The organism is Rugosimonospora acidiphila, assembly GCF_039543385.1.
Lineage (GTDB): Bacteria > Actinomycetota > Actinomycetes > Mycobacteriales > Micromonosporaceae > Rugosimonospora > Rugosimonospora acidiphila.
In genome coordinates, this window is the sequence record NZ_BAABJQ010000023.1 from 95,470 (window position 1) to 111,426 (window position 15,957).

Annotated in this window: 16 protein-coding genes and 1 pseudogene; 9 read left to right on the top strand and 8 right to left on the bottom strand. The window is 70.8% G+C overall.

Annotated features, from left to right (window positions below):
• Window positions 1-62: 62 nt before the first annotated feature.
• The 4 genes from ABEA87_RS30600 to mca all read right to left on the bottom strand — a co-directional run bounded on the left by ABEA87_RS30600 (window position 63) and on the right by mca (window position 6,617).
• Window positions 63-2,102, bottom strand: coding sequence for a thioredoxin domain-containing protein (locus ABEA87_RS30600; protein ID WP_345635506.1), 2,040 nt, complete (start codon window positions 2,100-2,102; stop codon window positions 63-65).
• Window positions 2,103-2,111: 9 nt separating this feature from the next.
• Window positions 2,112-4,724 carry a putative bifunctional diguanylate cyclase/phosphodiesterase gene (locus tag ABEA87_RS30605; RefSeq protein WP_345635507.1) on the bottom strand — a complete coding sequence of 871 codons (2,613 nt, stop codon included), beginning with the start codon at window positions 4,722-4,724 and terminating at the stop codon, window positions 2,112-2,114.
• Window positions 4,725-5,106: 382 nt separating this feature from the next.
• On the bottom strand, window positions 5,107-5,670 hold the full coding sequence (locus tag ABEA87_RS30610) for a hypothetical protein (RefSeq protein WP_345635509.1): 564 nt from the start codon (window positions 5,668-5,670) through the stop codon (window positions 5,107-5,109).
• A 50-nt stretch (window positions 5,671-5,720) separates the two neighbouring features.
• Entirely contained in the window at window positions 5,721-6,617 is an 897-nt protein-coding gene (gene mca / locus ABEA87_RS30615; protein ID WP_345635511.1) for a mycothiol conjugate amidase Mca, read from the bottom strand.
• A gap of 306 nt (window positions 6,618-6,923) precedes the next feature.
• Between mca and ABEA87_RS30620 the strand changes: the two genes are divergently transcribed.
• Both ABEA87_RS30620 and greA read left to right on the top strand, forming a co-directional pair.
• Window positions 6,924-7,250: a DUF4307 domain-containing protein gene (locus ABEA87_RS30620; protein ID WP_345635512.1), complete on the top strand. Its 327-nt coding sequence runs from the start codon at window positions 6,924-6,926 to the stop codon at window positions 7,248-7,250.
• Between the two features lie 89 nt (window positions 7,251-7,339).
• Window positions 7,340-7,834, top strand: a complete 495-nt coding sequence (greA, locus tag ABEA87_RS30625) for a transcription elongation factor GreA (RefSeq protein ID WP_345635514.1) — start codon at window positions 7,340-7,342, stop codon at window positions 7,832-7,834.
• Window positions 7,835-7,848: 14 nt separating this feature from the next.
• Here greA and ilvA read toward each other — a convergent pair whose 3' ends face one another.
• On the bottom strand, window positions 7,849-9,066 hold the full coding sequence (gene ilvA, locus ABEA87_RS30630) for a threonine ammonia-lyase (protein ID WP_345635516.1): 1,218 nt from the start codon (window positions 9,064-9,066) through the stop codon (window positions 7,849-7,851).
• A gap of 111 nt (window positions 9,067-9,177) precedes the next feature.
• On the opposite strand from ilvA, the gene ABEA87_RS30635 reads away from it, so the two are divergent.
• Window positions 9,178-9,705 (top strand): hypothetical protein, encoded by a 528-nt coding sequence (locus ABEA87_RS30635; protein ID WP_345635518.1) that lies wholly within the window; start codon window positions 9,178-9,180, stop codon window positions 9,703-9,705.
• On the opposite strand, the gene ABEA87_RS30640 is transcribed toward ABEA87_RS30635, so the two are convergent.
• Complete coding sequence (locus tag ABEA87_RS30640; RefSeq protein WP_345635520.1) at window positions 9,683-11,092, bottom strand: amidase; 1,410 nt, start codon at window positions 11,090-11,092, stop codon at window positions 9,683-9,685. The genes ABEA87_RS30635 and ABEA87_RS30640 overlap by 23 nt on opposite strands.
• 60 nt (window positions 11,093-11,152) lie before the next feature.
• The gene (locus tag ABEA87_RS30645) at window positions 11,153-12,289 is read right to left on the bottom strand and encodes a cystathionine gamma-synthase (protein WP_345635522.1); all 1,137 of its coding nucleotides are present in this window, start codon (window positions 12,287-12,289) and stop codon (window positions 11,153-11,155) included.
• A 184-nt stretch (window positions 12,290-12,473) separates the two neighbouring features.
• Here ABEA87_RS30645 and ABEA87_RS30650 point away from each other — a divergent pair, with 184 nt between their 5' ends.
• The 6 genes and pseudogenes from ABEA87_RS30650 (at window position 12,474) to ABEA87_RS30675 (ending at window position 15,300) form a co-directional block, all read left to right on the top strand.
• A complete protein-coding gene (locus ABEA87_RS30650; RefSeq protein ID WP_345635524.1) occupies window positions 12,474-12,893 on the top strand; it encodes an HIT family protein in 420 nt (139 codons plus the stop codon).
• Window positions 12,894-12,951: 58 nt separating this feature from the next.
• A complete protein-coding gene (gene msrA, locus ABEA87_RS30655) occupies window positions 12,952-13,620 on the top strand; it encodes a peptide-methionine (S)-S-oxide reductase MsrA (RefSeq protein WP_345635525.1) in 669 nt (222 codons plus the stop codon).
• Window positions 13,621-13,759: 139 nt separating this feature from the next.
• Window positions 13,760-14,044, top strand: coding sequence for a type II toxin-antitoxin system Phd/YefM family antitoxin (locus tag ABEA87_RS30660; protein ID WP_345635527.1), 285 nt, complete (start codon window positions 13,760-13,762; stop codon window positions 14,042-14,044).
• Window positions 14,041-14,334 carry a type II toxin-antitoxin system RelE family toxin gene (locus tag ABEA87_RS30665; protein ID WP_345635529.1) on the top strand — a complete coding sequence of 98 codons (294 nt, stop codon included), beginning with the start codon at window positions 14,041-14,043 and terminating at the stop codon, window positions 14,332-14,334. Before ABEA87_RS30660 ends, ABEA87_RS30665 begins: the two co-directional genes overlap by 4 nt.
• Window positions 14,335-14,365: 31 nt before the next feature.
• Window positions 14,366-14,470 (top strand): annotated as a pseudogene (locus ABEA87_RS30670) (peptide-methionine (S)-S-oxide reductase MsrA); the annotation flags it as partial.
• A 92-nt stretch (window positions 14,471-14,562) separates the two neighbouring features.
• Window positions 14,563-15,300: a phosphotransferase family protein gene (locus ABEA87_RS30675; protein ID WP_345635530.1), complete on the top strand. Its 738-nt coding sequence runs from the start codon at window positions 14,563-14,565 to the stop codon at window positions 15,298-15,300.
• Window positions 15,301-15,488: 188 nt separating this feature from the next.
• Here the strand turns inward: ABEA87_RS30675 and ABEA87_RS30680 are convergent, their stop codons facing one another.
• Window positions 15,489-15,842 (bottom strand): VOC family protein, encoded by a 354-nt coding sequence (locus ABEA87_RS30680; RefSeq protein WP_345635532.1) that lies wholly within the window; start codon window positions 15,840-15,842, stop codon window positions 15,489-15,491.
• Window positions 15,843-15,957: the final 115 nt, after the last annotated feature.

Here is a 15,957-nt window from a genome sequence, read left to right on the forward strand (position 1 = left end):
GATTACAGAGTTACACGACTACAGAGACAACGGAAGCCCCCCGCGTGGTCGAAAGCGTGATTTCAGCCGCGGAGCTGGGCCTCCAGGGCCGCCAGGTCGGTGACCGGGCGGTCACAGACGAACCCCCGGCACACGTACGCCGTCGGCGCACCCCCGATCGTGGGCCGATCCCGCAGTAGCGGCGCTCCCGGCCGGTCCGGCGCGCCGGCCACGATCACCGCCCCGGGCGGGGCCAGCCGCCACGCGGCGTCCAGCAGCTCGCCGCCGGCACCGGCACCACCGCCGGCACCATCAACGGCGCCCCGCGGGTCGCCGCTCGCCGCGACGATCGCGATCTCGTACGGGCCGGACAGCAGCGCCTCGCCCACGGCACACGAGTACCCGGCGAACCGGGCGAACCGGGTCGCGACCGGCACCACGGTGGCCAGCGCCGCCTGGGCGGCCTCCAGGTACCGGGCCTGCCCGCTCAGCGCGCCGTACGCGGTCAGCGCGGCGGCCATCGCGGACAGGCCGGACGGGGTCGCGTTGTCGGTCGGATCGGCCGGCCGGGACACCAGCGCCTCCGCGTCGTCCGCGGTGTCGTAGAAGCCGCCACGGCCGTCCCCGAAGTGCGCCAGGGCGGCGTCCAGCAGCTGCCCGGCCAGCTCCAGCCAGCGCCCCTCGCCGGTGAGCTGGTGCATCGCGCAGAACGCCTCCGCCACGCACCCGTAGTCCTCCAGCACCCCGGCCGGGCGCCCGACCGCGCCGTCGCGGGACACCCGGCGCAGCCGGCCGTCGATCAGGTGCCGCTCGGCGAGCAGGGTGGCCGCGGCGGTCGCCAGGCGGGCCGCGTCGGGGTCGTGGCGCAGGGCCGCGTACTCCGCCAGCGCGGTCACCGCGAGCCCGTTCCAGGCCGCGACCACCTTGTCGTCCCGGGACGGCTGCGGCCGGGCGGATCTGGCCTGGTGCAGCCGCGTCCGGATGGCGGCGGCGCGGGTGGCGAGGGACGAGTCGGGTTCGTCGTCGAGGTCACGGGCCAGCCGCAGCACGGACGAGCCCCGCTCGAAGGTGCCCTGTGGGGTGACCCCGTACAGGTCGGCCGCGAACGCACCGTCTGCCTCGCCGAGCGCCTCGCTCAGCTGGGCCGGGGTCCACACGTACGTCAGGCCCTCCTCGCCCTCGGTGTCAGCGTCCAGGGCGGAGGCGAAGCCGCCCTCCGGAACGGACAGGCCGGCGCCGAGGAACTCCACGGTCTGCGCGGCCACCCGGGCCGCCATCGAGTCACCGGTCAGCCGCCACAGCTGCGTGTACACGCGCAGTAGCAGTGCGTTGTCGTAGAGCATCTTCTCGAAATGCGGCACGGTCCAGGTCGCGTCCACGCTGTACCGGGCGAAGCCGCCGGCGAGCTGGTCGTACACGCCGCCCCGGGCCATCTGCTCGGCGGTGTGCCGGACGATCTCCAGCGACCGCTCGCTGCCGGTGCGCTGGTAGTGACGCAGCAGGAACAGCAGGTTCAGGTGCGGTGGGAACTTCGGCGCGCCGCCGAACCCGCCCCTGGCCTCGTCGAACTCGTCGGACAGCCCGGACGCCGCCGCGTCCAGCACCTCGGCGCTCATCGGAGCGGCCCCGCCCGCCGTGGCGAGCGCCCCGCCGATCGCCTCGACCACCGCCGCGCCCTGCCGCAGCACCGCGTCGCGCTGGTCGCGCCACGCCTCTGAGATCGAGCCGAGCAGCTGGGTGAACGCGGGCCGGGGGAAGTAGGTGCCGCAGAAGAAGGGCTCGCCGTCGGGGGTGGCGAAGACCGTCATCGGCCACCCGCCCTGGCCAGTCATCGCCTGGGTGGCGGTCATGTAGACGGCGTCCACGTCCGGACGCTCCTCGCGGTCCACCTTGATCGCCACGAAGCGCTCGTTGAGCAGCCGGGCCACGTCCTGGTCCTCGAACGACTCGTGGGCCATCACGTGACACCAGTGACACGCGGCGTACCCGACCGAGATGAGTACCGGAACGTCCCGCCGGCGCGCCTCCTCGAACGCCTGTGGGTCCCACGGCCACCAGTCGACCGGGTTGTCCTTGTGCTGTTCGAGATAGGGCGATGCCGAGCCCGCCAGTCGGTTGGCCATGGACCAACCCTACGAGGCGCCCTCCTGGGGGAACGGAATCACCCTGCCGCGGGAGGAGCGGACCAGCTGGTGCAGCACCCCGGAGATCTTCTCCGCCGCCATCGGGCGGAAGAAGTGATAGCCCTGCGCCGAGTCGCAGCCCAGCCGGGCCAGCTCGGAGCGCTGTTCGGCGGTCTCCACACCCTCGGCCACCACCCGCAGGTTCAGCTCCCGGGCAAGCTCGACGGTGGTCCGTACGATCGCCATGGCCTCCGGGGACTCCGCCATCCGGGCGACGAAGCTCTGGTCGACCTTCACCTCGTCGACCCGCACCCGGGTCAGGAAGGTCAGCGACGAGTACCCGGTGCCGAAATCGTCGACGGCCAGCTGCACGCCCACCTCACGTAGCGCGTTCAGGACCTCGGTGACGGTCCTCGACTCGGGTACCACCACCGTCTCCGTGATCTCCAGGATCAGCCGGTGCGGAGGCACCCGGTGCCTGGCCAGCAGCTGCGCGATCTCGCCCGGCAGCCGTACGTCCAGCAGGCTGCGCGCGGACAGGTTGACCGAGATCGGTACCGACAGGCCCTGCGCCGCCCAGTCGGCGGCCAGCGCCACCGCCCTCTCCAGCACGTACCGGGTGAACGGCGCGATCAGCTCGCTGTTTTCCAGGACGTCGATGAACTCGCCCGGCCCCAGCTCGCCCCGGCGCGGGTGCCGCCAGCGGATCAGCGCCTCGACCCCGGTCGGCGCGCCGCTGTTCAGGTCCACGACCGGCTGCAGGGCGAGGACCAGCTGCTGCGAGGAGCCCAGCGCCTCGCGCAGCTCGGCCAGCAGCGCCAGCCGGTCGGTGCTGCTCGCGTCGCCGGAGCTGTCGTACCAGGCGATCGAGCCGTTACCGTCCTTCTTGGCCCGGTACATCGCCATCTCGGCGCGCCGGATCAACTCGCCCATGTCGCAGCTGCCCGCGGCGGCCACCGTCACGCCGATGGATGCCTCCACGGCCAGCCGAACCCCCGACACCCGGGTCGGGGTGCCCAGCAGGTCCGCCAGCTCCCGGGCCCGGCGCAGCGCGTGGTCCAGCGCCGCGGCCTCGTCCCCGGCGGCCGTGGGCAGGTCGGTCAGCAGCATGCCGAACTCGTCACCGCCCAGCCGCGCGACCAACTCGCCCGGCCGGCGCTCCGAGTCGAGCCGCCGGGCGGTCACCCGCAGCAGGTCGTCGCCTGCCGCGTGGCCGAGCGTGTCGTTGACCTCCTTGAACTGGTTGACGTCCAGCAGCAGGAACGCCACGAGCCCGTCGCGCTCCAGACCGTGCAGCGCGGCGTCGCCCTTGGCCAGCAGGGCCGCCCGGTTACCGATGCCGGTCAGCGTGTCGTTCAGGGCGTCCTCGGAGCTGCGCGCGGTCATCTCCCGCAGTTCCCGGTGCGAGGTCGCGTCGTGCAACGCGGCCGCGAGGGCATCACCGAAGGCGGAGAGCTGCATCTGTTCGCGCCGGGTCAGCCGGACCGACCGGCCGAAGCTCAGCCGGAGCTCTCCGATGCTCGCCCCGCCCACCAGCAGCGGGCGTGCCGCCACCCGATCCCCGTCGGTCGGCTGGGCGGGCAGCCCGCTCGCCGCGCTGACGGTGACGACCAGCTCGACGCCCCGGCCGCCGCGGTAGCGCCACAGCACCCCCTCGGTGGGGCCGTCTGGCCGTTCGCCCGCCCCACCCGGCTGGCCCGGGCCGGAGGCGGCGACACGCGGTTGCGGACCGGGGCGCAGGATCAGCACCTCGACGCCGTCGGCCGCGAACAGCCGGGCGGCGCCCGCGACCGCGGCCTCGACCACCCCGCGCTCGTCCAGCCGGTTCAGCGACCGGGTGGCACCGGCGAACAGCCGCCAGCCGCGCCGCTCGTCGTCGCCGCGCAGCCGGTACGCGTAGGCCTGGCGCAGCAGCCACAGCATCGGCGCGAGGACCAGCAGCCAGCCCACGTCCGCACCGGCCAGGGCCACGATGAGCAGGCCGAGCGTCACGTTACCGACCAGCATGTAGAGCTTGCCGTGGATGGCCCGCACGAACACGGCGTAATAGCTCGTGCCCGTGCGCGTGTTCACCGAGGCGCTGCTCAGCGCGATGCTGACCACGGTCTCGATCGGAGCGCCGACGACGAGCCCGGCGGCCACCGGCAGGGAGAGGGCGGCCAGGTGTGGCGGCGCGATGAGCTGGGCCACCGAGGCGGAGACCGCGCCGGACAGGGCGAGGCTCGACGCGTTGAACAGCATGCGGCGCGCGCTGCGGGGCTCCTGGGTGAACTGGAGCACGACCATGGCCAGGCCGACGCCGAGGAAGATGGCCATGGGTACCCAACCCACGGGGATCAGGTACAGTGCCACGATCAACGCCGCCTCGCCCCAACCGAGCGAGAGGTAGCTGCCACCGACCCTCACCCGCACCCCGGCGATGACCGCGGTCGCGGCAGCGGCGATCACTACCGCGAGCCGGACGAAATCGGTCGAGGTGCCCAGGGAGAGCGGGTCGATGGCCAGTCCGATGGCGATCGCGACCAACGCCGCACCGGTGACCAGGCCGCACAGCAGGCCGGCCCAGCGGGGTTTGGCCACCGGGTCGGGCGGACGGGCCGCCCGCACGAGCAACGCCCGCACCCTGCCCGTGAGGCGACGACGATCAGCGGGGCTCATCATGCATCGCCCCCTCCAGGCCGGCGGCAGCACGAATCGCGCCTTGCCTGGATGACCCTATGCCATCCGACCCGGGTGCGGAATCGGCAAACAGGGCGGCAGACATCGTAGTTCGTCACTTGACATCGCCCCTTCGCCGATCTTGATCAGAGGCTTGTGGCCCCTGGGAAGGCTAAGGCACGAAAGGGTCTGACGTCAGCTACGAACCTTGTCACTTTGCCCCGGTGCGTGCACCGAAGTCGGAATATTCGGACCTCCCGACCGATCTACGAGATCGACCGGCCGATCGTTGACCGCCCGTCGGTTGGCGGGGGGCCACCGGCAGAGCCGACAGCGACAAAAATCGCTATTCCGGGCGAGATTCGCCGGACGCCGCCTCACCCGCCGCCGACGCCTCCGGCGCCGCTTCTGCTGGCTCCTGCGACTCGGCCGGCCGCGAGGCTGGCGCCTGGGATCCGGCCGGTCGCGAGGCCGGCGCCTGAGACTCGGCGGACCTCGGGGCCGGTGCGGTGGCCTCCGCTGGTGCGGTCGCCGGTTCCACCCCGGCCCGCGGGCCGGGGCCTCGCTCGGCGAGGCCGGTGGCCGCCGCCGGGGCCGAACCGGAGGACTCCATGGCGCCCGCCGACCCGCTCCCGGCCGGGGTGCCGCCCTTCCCCGCCCCGGGAACCCCGGCCGCGCCGGCCGTCTGGATCCCGCCGCCCGCCGCGGCACCGCTCGCCGCGACCGGGAACCGGTCGGGAAGCCGCTTGAGGTGCCGGTTCATGTTCCGGATGAGCAGGGCCGTCCCGATACCGAGGAGCACGATGATCAACAGTGCCGTCGGGCCGGCGACGCCATCTCCGAGGGTGTCGCCGAAGTTGTTCTGCGCCGGTGGCGGGGTCGCGGGACCCTGGGCGAGAAACATGAGCATGCCGGCCTCCTTTCGCAAGCCGGCATGCCTGGCACGCCGCTCACCGGCTCCTACTGCGTGGACGAGCCTACGCCCGCTCCGACAGTCTCTCGCACGCCGCCGAACAGGTCGTCCTCGGGCAGTGGGCTGTCGACCAGGGAGCGAACCAGCTGGTAGTCCTCGGTGGGCCACACCTCCCGCTGGACGTCCATCGGGACCCGGAACCAGAACCCGTCCGGGTCGACCTGGGTTGCGTGCGCCCGCAGGGCGTCGTCACGGGTCTCGAAATAGTCGCCGCAGACCACCCGACTGGTGATCAAGTGGTCGTTGTTGGGGCGCTTCGAGAACCTCTCCATGGACTCCGTGAACGGCGACTCCATGCCGGCGGCGAGCAGCGCCTCGTGCTGGGCCATCATCTTCGCGTGCGACCACCGGTGGTAGTAGAGCTTCAGCGGCTGCCAGGGCTCGCCAGCCAGCGGGTAGCGCTCGGGGTCGCCGGCCGCGTCGAACGCGACCATTGAGATCTTGTGGGTCATGATGTGGTCCGGGTGCGGGTACCCGCCGCTCTCGTCGTACGTGATGATCACGTGCGGCCGGAACTCCCGGATCAGCGCGACCAGGGGCTCGGCCGCCTCATCGACGTCCTGAAGCCCGAAGCACCCCTCCGGAAGCGGCGGCAGCGGGTCGCCCTCGGGCAGGCCGGAGTCGACGAATCCCAGCCACGCCTGCCGCACGCCGAGGATCTCGCGCGCCCGGTCCATCTCGCGCCGGCGGATCTCGGCGATGTCCCGCCAGACCTCGGGGCGGTCCATCTTGGGATTCAGCACGCTGCCGCGCTCGCCCCCGGTACACGTCGCCACCAGCACATCGACGCCCTCGGCGACGTATCGCGCCATGGTCGCCGCGCCCTTGCTCGACTCGTCGTCGGGATGCGCGTGAACCGCCATCAGCCGCAACCGCTCGGCCACTTCAGAGCTCCTACCCTCACGTGCCCGCCACTCGCTGTGGCCGAGCAGATCCACTCACGTGCCTGCCACTGTGCGTGGCCGGCTTCACCCACGTGCCTAGCCACTGTGCGTGGCCGGCTTTTACCCACGTGCCTGCCACTGTGCGTGGCAGGCGGCGACGCCTGCCATGATGGACTCGACAATTGTTGCCCAACCATCCGACAACTTTTCGAGGCCCGCATCATCGTGACCACCACAACGGCGCCAGTATTCCCGCCCGGCCGATACGGCCATCGTCGCGAGCCGCGACGGGGCCGTCGCTGGCTCATGTATGTGCTGCTGGTGCCGGTGTTGGCTGCTTTTATGTGGATCGCTCTGAAGCTTTACGGGCAATATAGTGATTCGAATAATTATGAGCCGGTTGTAGATAGTTTCAGCGTAATCAGTGCTCAGCAGGTCAACCTGCGGCTCCAGGTGAGCAAGGCCGACACCGACCCGGCCGTGTGCCGGGTGCAGGCCACGGACCAGCAATCCAACGAGGTTGGGTACGCCCAGATCTCCGTGCCGGCGGGCGGAGACGTCCAGGTCGACTACTCGCTGAAGACGAGCGCCCGGGCCTTTTCCGTGAGCGTTCTAGGCTGTAGTGCCGGGTAAATGCCCCAAGGGGCCGCGTTCGGTAGCCCCGACCTAACCAGGGCGCTGGTACCGTAGAAGATTCCGATTGTCCATCCCGAGGAGAACGCGTGTCCACCACCGATCGCGCGGCCACCTGGCTGTCTCAGGACGCGTACGACCGGCTCCAGGCCGAGCTCGACCAGCTGATCGCGAACCGGCCGGTGATCGCCGCCGAGATCAACGCCCGCCGGGAAGAGGGAGACCTCAGGGAGAACGGCGGCTACCACGCCGCCCGCGAGGAACAGGGCAAGCAGGAGGGCCGCATCCGGTACCTCCAGGAGTTCCTCCGCAACGCCCAGGTCGGTGAGGCTCCTCGTGCGGACGCGGTGGCGGCCGGCATGGTGGTGACGATCTACTTCGACGAGGACAAGGACGACACCGAGACGTTCCTGCTCGGCTCCCGGGAGATCGCGTCGACCACCGACCTCACCGTGTACAGCCCGGAGTCCGCGCTCGGCAAGGCGATCGTCGGCGCCCACCCCGGCGACTCGGTCAGCTACACCGCCCCGAGCGGCGCGGACATAGCGGTGACCGTGGTCAAGTTCGAGCCGTTCGGCGGCTGACCCCGGCCGGCGGGTCACCCGCCGAAAGTCACCGTGTAGCCCGCCGAGCGCAGCGCGTTGACCAGGTGGTCGGACTGCTCCGACCCCCGGGTCTCCACCGACAGATCGACCTCGACCTCGCCCAGGCGCAGCCGGGGATCACGGCGCTGGTGCTCCACACTGACGACGTTGGCACCCTGCTCGGCGATCTGACCGAGCAGGAGTGCCAGCTGGCCGGGGCGGTCCACGCACCGGACCGTGAACCGCAGGTGCCGGCCGGCCGCCACCAGCCCGTGCTCCAGCACGCGGAGGATCAGTAGCGGGTCCATGTTGCCGCCGGACAATACCGCCACGACCGGGGTCTCCACCTTGATCACCCCTGCCATCAGGGCCGCGACCCCCACCCCGCCGGCCGGCTCCACCACCGTCTTGCAGCGCTCCATCAACATCAGCAGGGCGCGAGAAATGTCCTCGTCGGAGACCGTGACGATTTCGTCGACCAGCTTGCTGACGTGGGCGAAGGTGAGTTCGCCCGGCGTACCGACCGCGATGCCGTCGGCGATCGTCGCGAACCGGGGCAGCCGGACCGGGTGCCCGGCGCTCAGCGAGGGCGGGTAGGCCGCCGCCCCGGCCGCCTGGACACCGATCACCCGGATGTCCGGCCGCAGCGCCTTGGCGGCCACCGCGATGCCCGAGATCAGCCCGCCGCCGCCGACCCCGGTCACGATCGTCTTCACGTCCGGGCACTGCTCGAGGATCTCCAGCGCGACGGTGCCCTGCCCCGCGATCACGTCCGGGTGGTCGAACGGGTGGATGAACACCGCACCGGCGGCCCGGGCGTACTCCTGCGCCGCCAGCAGCGACTCGTCCACCGTCGTACCGACCAGGCGCACCTCGGCGCCGTACCCCTTGGTGGCCGACACCTTCGGCAGCGGGGCACCGACCGGCATGAACACAGTCGCGCTGGTACCCAGCAGCCCGGCGGCCAGGGCGACCCCCTGCGCATGGTTGCCGGCGCTGGCCGCCACCACGCCGGCGGCCCGCTCCCCCGGGCTGAGCCGGGCGATCCGGGTGTACGCGCCGCGCACCTTGTACGAGCCGGCACGCTGCACGTTCTCGTACTTGAGCCACGCCGGCCCGGACAGCTTGGCGGTCAGCTGACGGCACGGCTCCAGCGGCGTCCGGCGGACCACGCCGGCCAACAGCTTCCGCGCCCGCTCCACGTCTTCGATGGTCACCAGGTCCAGCGTCATGGCCAGATCCTCGCACCCGCCTCCGGCCGGACCCTCATCGATCTGGCGTGACATGCGGCTCAGGGCTCGTGATGAGCGCGAACAACGGGACAGGGGCCTAGGATCGACGGCGTGTACAAACTCATCGTGACGCTGCACGTGCTGGCGGCGGTCCTGCTCATCGGGCCGTTCACGCTGGCGGCCTTCCTCGGCTACCGGGCGATCCGGCGGCACGATGCCGACAACACCCGTTGGGCCGGCCGGATCCTGGCGCGCTTCGGGCTCGGCTCGCTGCTGGTGGCGCTGCTCGGCGTCGGCGCGTTGTCCAGTTCGGACCGTTACACGTTCCGGACCCCGTGGGTGATCATTTCGCTGACGCTGTACGTCATCACCATGGGCCTGGCCACCGGCTACACGGTGCCGGCCATCCGCCGGGCCGCCTCGATGATCGAACAGAGCGTGCCGGAGCGGCTGTCCGCCCCGGGCACCGGCGAGCCGAACAAGAGCGAGGAAGAGGCCTCGCCGCTGCCGCCCGCCGAGCTGGCCACCAAGCAGCGCCTGGACGCCGTCGCGGGCCGGATCGCCGGCTCCGGCGGGCTCGTCCTGCTGCTGATAGTGGTGATCACGATCCTGATGGTCACCCGGCCGTTCGGTCGGTAGCCGGGGTGGCGGACTCGCGCCGCGGCCACCCGGGCGCGTGCCGCAGCCAGGGCGACGCCTGCTCCAGCTGGCCGGCCAGGCCCAGCAGAGTCAGCTCACTGCCGGGCGGTCCGACCAGCTGAACCGCGACCGGCAGCCCGTCCGGGCGTACCCCCATCGGCACCACCACGGCCGGCAGACCCGCGAGGTTCCACGGCGCCGCGAACGGCGCGTACCGCACCGAGGTCAGCAGGTTGCTGCGCCACGGCCGCTCGCGCCAGTCCTCGGCGGGCGGCGGCGAGCCGGCCAGCGCCGGGGTGAGCAGGGCGTCGTAACCGCCGGCGAACCACTGCTCACACTGCGCGCGCCAATCCTCGCGGTCGCGGTCCCGAACCAGGCCGCGCCGCTGCACCCAGCCGCCGATCGCCACGTGCCGGCGGGTACGCGGCTGTAGCGCCGCCACGTCCAGGCCGGCCTCGGTCACGTCCCGGTGGGCCGCCGCGAACCAGGTCGCCAATCCGCGCAGCCCCAGCCGGGTCGAGTACGGCGGGCTGGCCTCCACGGTCTCGTGCCCGGCACCGGTCAACAGCCGGGCCGCCGAGGCGAGCGCGGCACGGGCCGGCTGATCGGCCCCCGCACCCAGGACCGGGCTGCGTGCGCTGACCGCGACGCGCAGGTGGGTCGGCTCGGTGAGCCGGGGCGGCTGCCATCCGGCCAGCACCGCCAGCCCGACCGTCGCGTCGGCCACCGTGGTGGCGAGGATGCCGTGCTCCGCCAGGCCGAACCAGTCGCCGGCCGACATCTGCGCTGGTACCACGCCGCGCCCGGGCTTGATGCCCACCAGCCCGCAGCACGCGGCGGGGATCCGCACCGAACCCAGGCCGTCGTTGCCGTGCGCGATGGGTACCAGCCCCGCGGCCACCGCCGCCGCGGCGCCGCCGGAGGAGCCGCCGGGCGTCCGGTCGGTGCGCCACGGGTTGCGGGTCACCGCCGTCTCGTCGTCGGTCATCGGCCAGAGCCCCAGCTCCGGCATGCGGCTGGTGGCGACCACGACGGCGCCCGCACCACGCAGCCGCCGGACCACCTCGTGATCGGTCTCGGCGACCGCTCCCCGCACCGTGGCCGAGCCGCCCCACGTGGGCAACCCGGCCACGGCGGTGTTCTCCTTGACCGCGATCGGGACTCCGGCCAGCGGCAGCTCGCCCAGGTCCTCCTGCTCGTCGACCGCCTCGGCCTCGGCCACCGCCTCGGGGCGCAGCACCCGGAACGCGTTGACCACCGGTTGCTGGGCGCGGATGTAGTCGAGATGGTCGGCGAGTACCTGAGTCGCGGAGGTATCACCCCGCCGCACCGCCCGGGAGATCTCCTTGGCCGTGGCACCCACCCAGCTGCCCGATTCGTTCCACATGGCAACCTCCGGCGGCGTTAGCGCGACCCGGCGAGTGGGCCGGACCGGTTTTGGCGAGTCTCAGGCGAGCGCTTGCTCCAGGTCCGCGAGCAGATCATCCACCGTCTCGATACCAACAGACAAGCGGACCAGGTCACCCGGCACCTCCAGCGCGGACCCGGCCGCGCTGGCGTGGGTCATCCGACCAGGATGCTCGATAAGCGACTCAACTCCACCCAGCGACTCGCCGAGAGTGAACAACCGTGCGCGGTTGCACACGGCGATGGCCGCTCGCTCGTCGGCGACCCGGAAGCTGACCATACCGCCGAACCGGCGCATCTGCTTGGTCGCCGTCTCGTGGCCGGGGTGCTCGGGCAGGCCGGGGTACAGCACCGAGGTCACCCTCGGGTGCCTGCTCAGGTACTCGGCGACCCGCTCGGCGTTGTCGCAGTGCCGCTCCATCCGCACCGCCAGGGTCCGCAGGCCGCGCAGGGTCAGCCAGGCGTCGAACGGTCCGCCGACGGCGCCCATCGCGTTCTGGTGGTACCGCAGCGAGGAGGCCAGGTCGTCGTCGTTGAGGATCAGCGCGCCACCGACCACATCGGAGTGCCCGCCCACGTACTTGGTGGTCGAGTGCACGACGACGTCGGCGCCCAGGGCCAACGGCTGCTGCAGGTACGGGCTGGCGAACGTGTTGTCGACCACCAGCAGCGCGTTGTTGTCGTGCGCGGCCTGGCTGAGCGCGGCGATGTCGGCGATACCGAGCAGCGGGTTGGTCGGCGTCTCGACCCAGACGATCCTGGTGTTGTCCTGGAAGGCGGCGCGGGCGTCATCCACATTGGACAAATGGGCCGGAGTGAAGGAAAGCCCCCACCGCTCGGCGACCTTGGAGAAGAGGCGGAAGGTGCCGCCATAGGCGTCGTTCGGGATCACGACGTGATCGCCCGGCCGGCAGACGGTGCGCAGCAGGGTGTCCTCGGCGGCCATCCCGCTGGCGAAGGCGAGCCCGACCCTGCCGCCCTCAAGGGCGGCGAGGCAGTCCTGCAGCGCGTCGCGGGTGGGGTTGGTGGTGCGGGAGTATTCGTATCCGAGGCGGGGAGCCCCGACGGCGTCCTGTGCGTAGGTCGAGGTCTGGAAGATCGGCGGTACGACCGCGCCGGTGCGCGGATCGGGCTCCTGGCCGGCGTGAATGGCCAGGGTGTCGAAGCCGTAGGTCATTCTTGCGAGATTAGTGGTCGCCGCAGGAGCCGAGGACAAGACTCCACGGTCCGCGACCAGGACTTTTGGAAAGAAGGCCGGCCAGGGCGGCAGCGCCTTCGAAAAAGATCAGCGCTGCGGGGAGAACAGCCCCGGCGTCGCCGGCCGAGCGCTCGGCGGTGCGCGGAACCCGTAAGGTCGGGCCGTGGCTGACTGTGTGTTCTGTGGCATCGTCGCCGGCTCGGTCCCGGCGTTCATGGTCGCGTCCGAGGAGGCGGGGCTGGCCTTCCTGGATCTCCGGCCGGTCTTCCCCGGGCACACCCTGGTCATCCCGCGCCCCCACATCGAGACGCTGACCGACCTACCCCAAGAGTTCATATCGGGATATTTTGGACTGGTCCAGCGGGTGGCGGTCGCCGTGGAGCAGGGGATGGCCGGCGACGGGACCTTCGTCGCCATGAACAACAAGGTCAGCCAGAGCGTCCCGCACCTGCACACCCACGTGGTGCCGCGCCGCCGCAAGGACGGCCTACGCGGCTTCTTCTGGCCGCGCACGAAGTACGAATCGGATCTTGTGGCCACCGAGACCGCAGAGCGGATCAAGGCGGCGTTCACCGCCTTGTAAGGGCGGAATACCGGAGGCCCCGGCACGCTTGAACGTGGAGGCCGAAAGGAGCGCCAAAGTGTTTGCGCGTTACAAGAAGCTGAACCTGCCGACCACCGACCAGGCCCTGCCGGGCCGGGACTTCGAGACGCCGCTGCCGGCGCGCCACACGGTGCTGGACACGCCGCTGCGCGGGCCATGGCCGGCCGGAGCCCAGGTGGCCGTCTTCGGGATGGGCTGTTTCTGGGGTGCCGAGCGGCTTTTCTGGCAGGTACCGGGAGTCATCTCGACCTCGGTCGGTTACGCGGGCGGGATCACGCCGAACCCGACGTACGAAGAGGTGTGCTCGGGCCTGACGGGGCACGCCGAGGTGGTCGAGGTGGTCTACGACCCGACCAAGGTGGCCTACGCCGACCTGCTGAAGGTGTTCTGGGAGAACCACGACCCGACGCAGGGCATGCGCCAGGGCAACGACGTGGGTACGCAGTACCGGTCGACGATCTACACGACGACCGAGGAGCAACTGGCCGAGGCGCAGGCATCGCGGGACGCGTTCGCCCCGGTGGTGACGGCCGCCGGACACGGCGAGATCACCACCGAGATCCGGGAGCTGGGCTCGTACTACTACGCCGAGGACTACCACCAGCAGTACCTGTCGGACGCGAAGAACCCGTACGGGTACTGCAACCACGGACCGAACGGCATGACCTGCCCGGTCGGCGTGGCACGCGTGGGTTCCGCGCACTAACCGGTTCGGATCTTCTCAGCGGGCGAGGCCATCGGGTTTCCGATGGCCTCGTTTGTCGCCGTGGGTCAGTGCAACATGATCGACTGCCGGCAAGTGAGACTGCCCAGACTTCGCGCCACTTATTGGCTATACTTCAAGCATGACTGTTCTCCCCTTCACCGACGCCCGCAACCGGCTGTCCGAGCTGATCGACGAGGTGGCAAGGACGCACGAGCGAGTGGAGATCACCCGCCATGGCCATCCCGTCGCCGTACTCATGTCGGCCGACGACCTGGCCGCGCTTGAGGAGTCCCTGGAGGTGCTCGCCAGTCCGGAGGCCATGCGGCAGCTCGCCGAGTCCCGTGAGGCCATCAGCGCCGGCGACGTTCTCGACGCCGATGAACTCGCCACGCTCATCGCGAAGCGATCACGGCGCGCGAAGTGACGGAATCCGGTCCCCTGCCCCGTTATCGGCTTCGGGTCGCTGGACCGGCGGCGCGGGCCCTGGCTGGCCGACTACCCGAGAAAGTCGCCACCGCGGTCTACGAGTTCATCACCACCACCCTGCTCGAGGACCCTCATCGCGTCGGAAAGCCCCTGTTTCTGCCGCCGTTCGAGGGCACCTGGTCGGCCAGACGCGGCACGTACCGGGTTCTCTACGAGGTCGATGATGAAGACCTCGTTGTCACCGTCACCGCGGTCGAACACCGCGCCGACGCCTACCGGTCCCGCTGATCTAACCGATCACTCCTGTTTGCCCGACGGCGAACACTGCCACCAGCAGTACCTTTCGGACGCGAAGAACCCGAACGGCTATTGCAACCACGGTCCGAACGGGATGACCCGCCCCGTCGACGTTGCCCGGATCTAGCTCGGCCGGGGGTCCCCGGGACGAGGTCAGTCGCGCGGTCGCACGCGACAAATTCGGTGGCGTCGGTGGTCATGCCGACGATAATCGCGGACGTGGATGAGGTCGCGGTCGTCGTCGCCCACAACGAGCGCGCAACCTTGCGCGTCGGCGATGTGTTTCTGAAGATCGACGCTGATCAGAGGCGCACCGACGTCGAGGTTGAGGCGATGGCGATGTCGCCGATCCCGACTCCGGACGTCCTGTGGCGCAAGCCGCCCGTCCTCGCGCTCGCCGCCCTCCCGGGGACGGCACTCGGCCGCCTCGGCGAGCCGTCGACCGCGTCATCGACGGCGTGGGCCGCGGCGGGCGCCGCCATAAGGAGGCTGCACGACGCGCCGCTTCCGCCGTGGCCCGGGAGGAGCCTTGACGAGATGGCACTGCGCCTTGACGGCGAATGCGAGTGGCTCGTCACAAACGGCGTCCTTCCCACCGACCTGATCACCCGCAACCGCCGGCTTGCCGAGGCCGCACTCCGGCCGTGGACGCCAGTGTTCACGCACGGCGACCTGCAGGTCGACCACGTGTTCGTCGATGGTGACCAGATCACGGGCGTGATCGACTGGTCCGAGGCGGCCCAAGGCGATGCCCTGTACGACCTCGCCATCATGACGCTAGGACACGGGGAGCAGCTCGGCCACGTCGTCGCCGGCTACGGCATCGAAGTCGACCTCGACGTGATCCGCGCGTGGTGGTCCTGGCGAAGCCTGGTGGTCATCCGGTGGCTGGTCGAGCACGGCTTCGACCCGTTCTCGCCAGGCTGCGAGGTCGACGTCCTCAGATCCCAGCTGTGAGGCTGCACGAGCTGGACGGCCACGAGCGCTGGCTCCACCGCATCGAGCGGGCGCCGAAGTACCGCACCGGTGCCAGGGTTGAGAACCCGTACGGGTACTGCGACCACGGCCCGAACGGCATGACCTGCCCGTCGGAATCGCCCGCACGACGTCCGCCACGCACTGACGCCGCACGAGCCCGACCATACTCAGCTGGGCTGCCACAGCTCCACCCGATTGCCCTCAGGATCGGTGACCCAGCCGAATCGACCGACACCCTCCATGTCCTGAGTCTCGTCGGCCACGTCCGCTCCCTTGGCGCGTAGTTGCGCGAGCATCGCATCCAGGTCGCGGACACGGAAGTTGAGCATGGTCTGCTGGGCGCGGGAGCCGAAGTACTCGGTCTCGGACTCGAACGTCGCGAACACGGTCACCCCGGCTTCCTGTTGCCACAGTCCGTTTTCATCGGCGTCGAGGCCCAGGCAATCGCGGTACCACGCACCCAGCACCACCGGGTCTGCGGCCCGCATGAAATAGCCACCAACTCCAAGCACACGTTCCATGCCGCCATCCTGCACCGATACGTCACGGACCGAGTCGGCTTCGACACCGGCCGTTGAGTTGAGGCGCGCGATGGTACGCGGGGCTCATCCGCCGCCCGGTGGTCGATCGTTATGA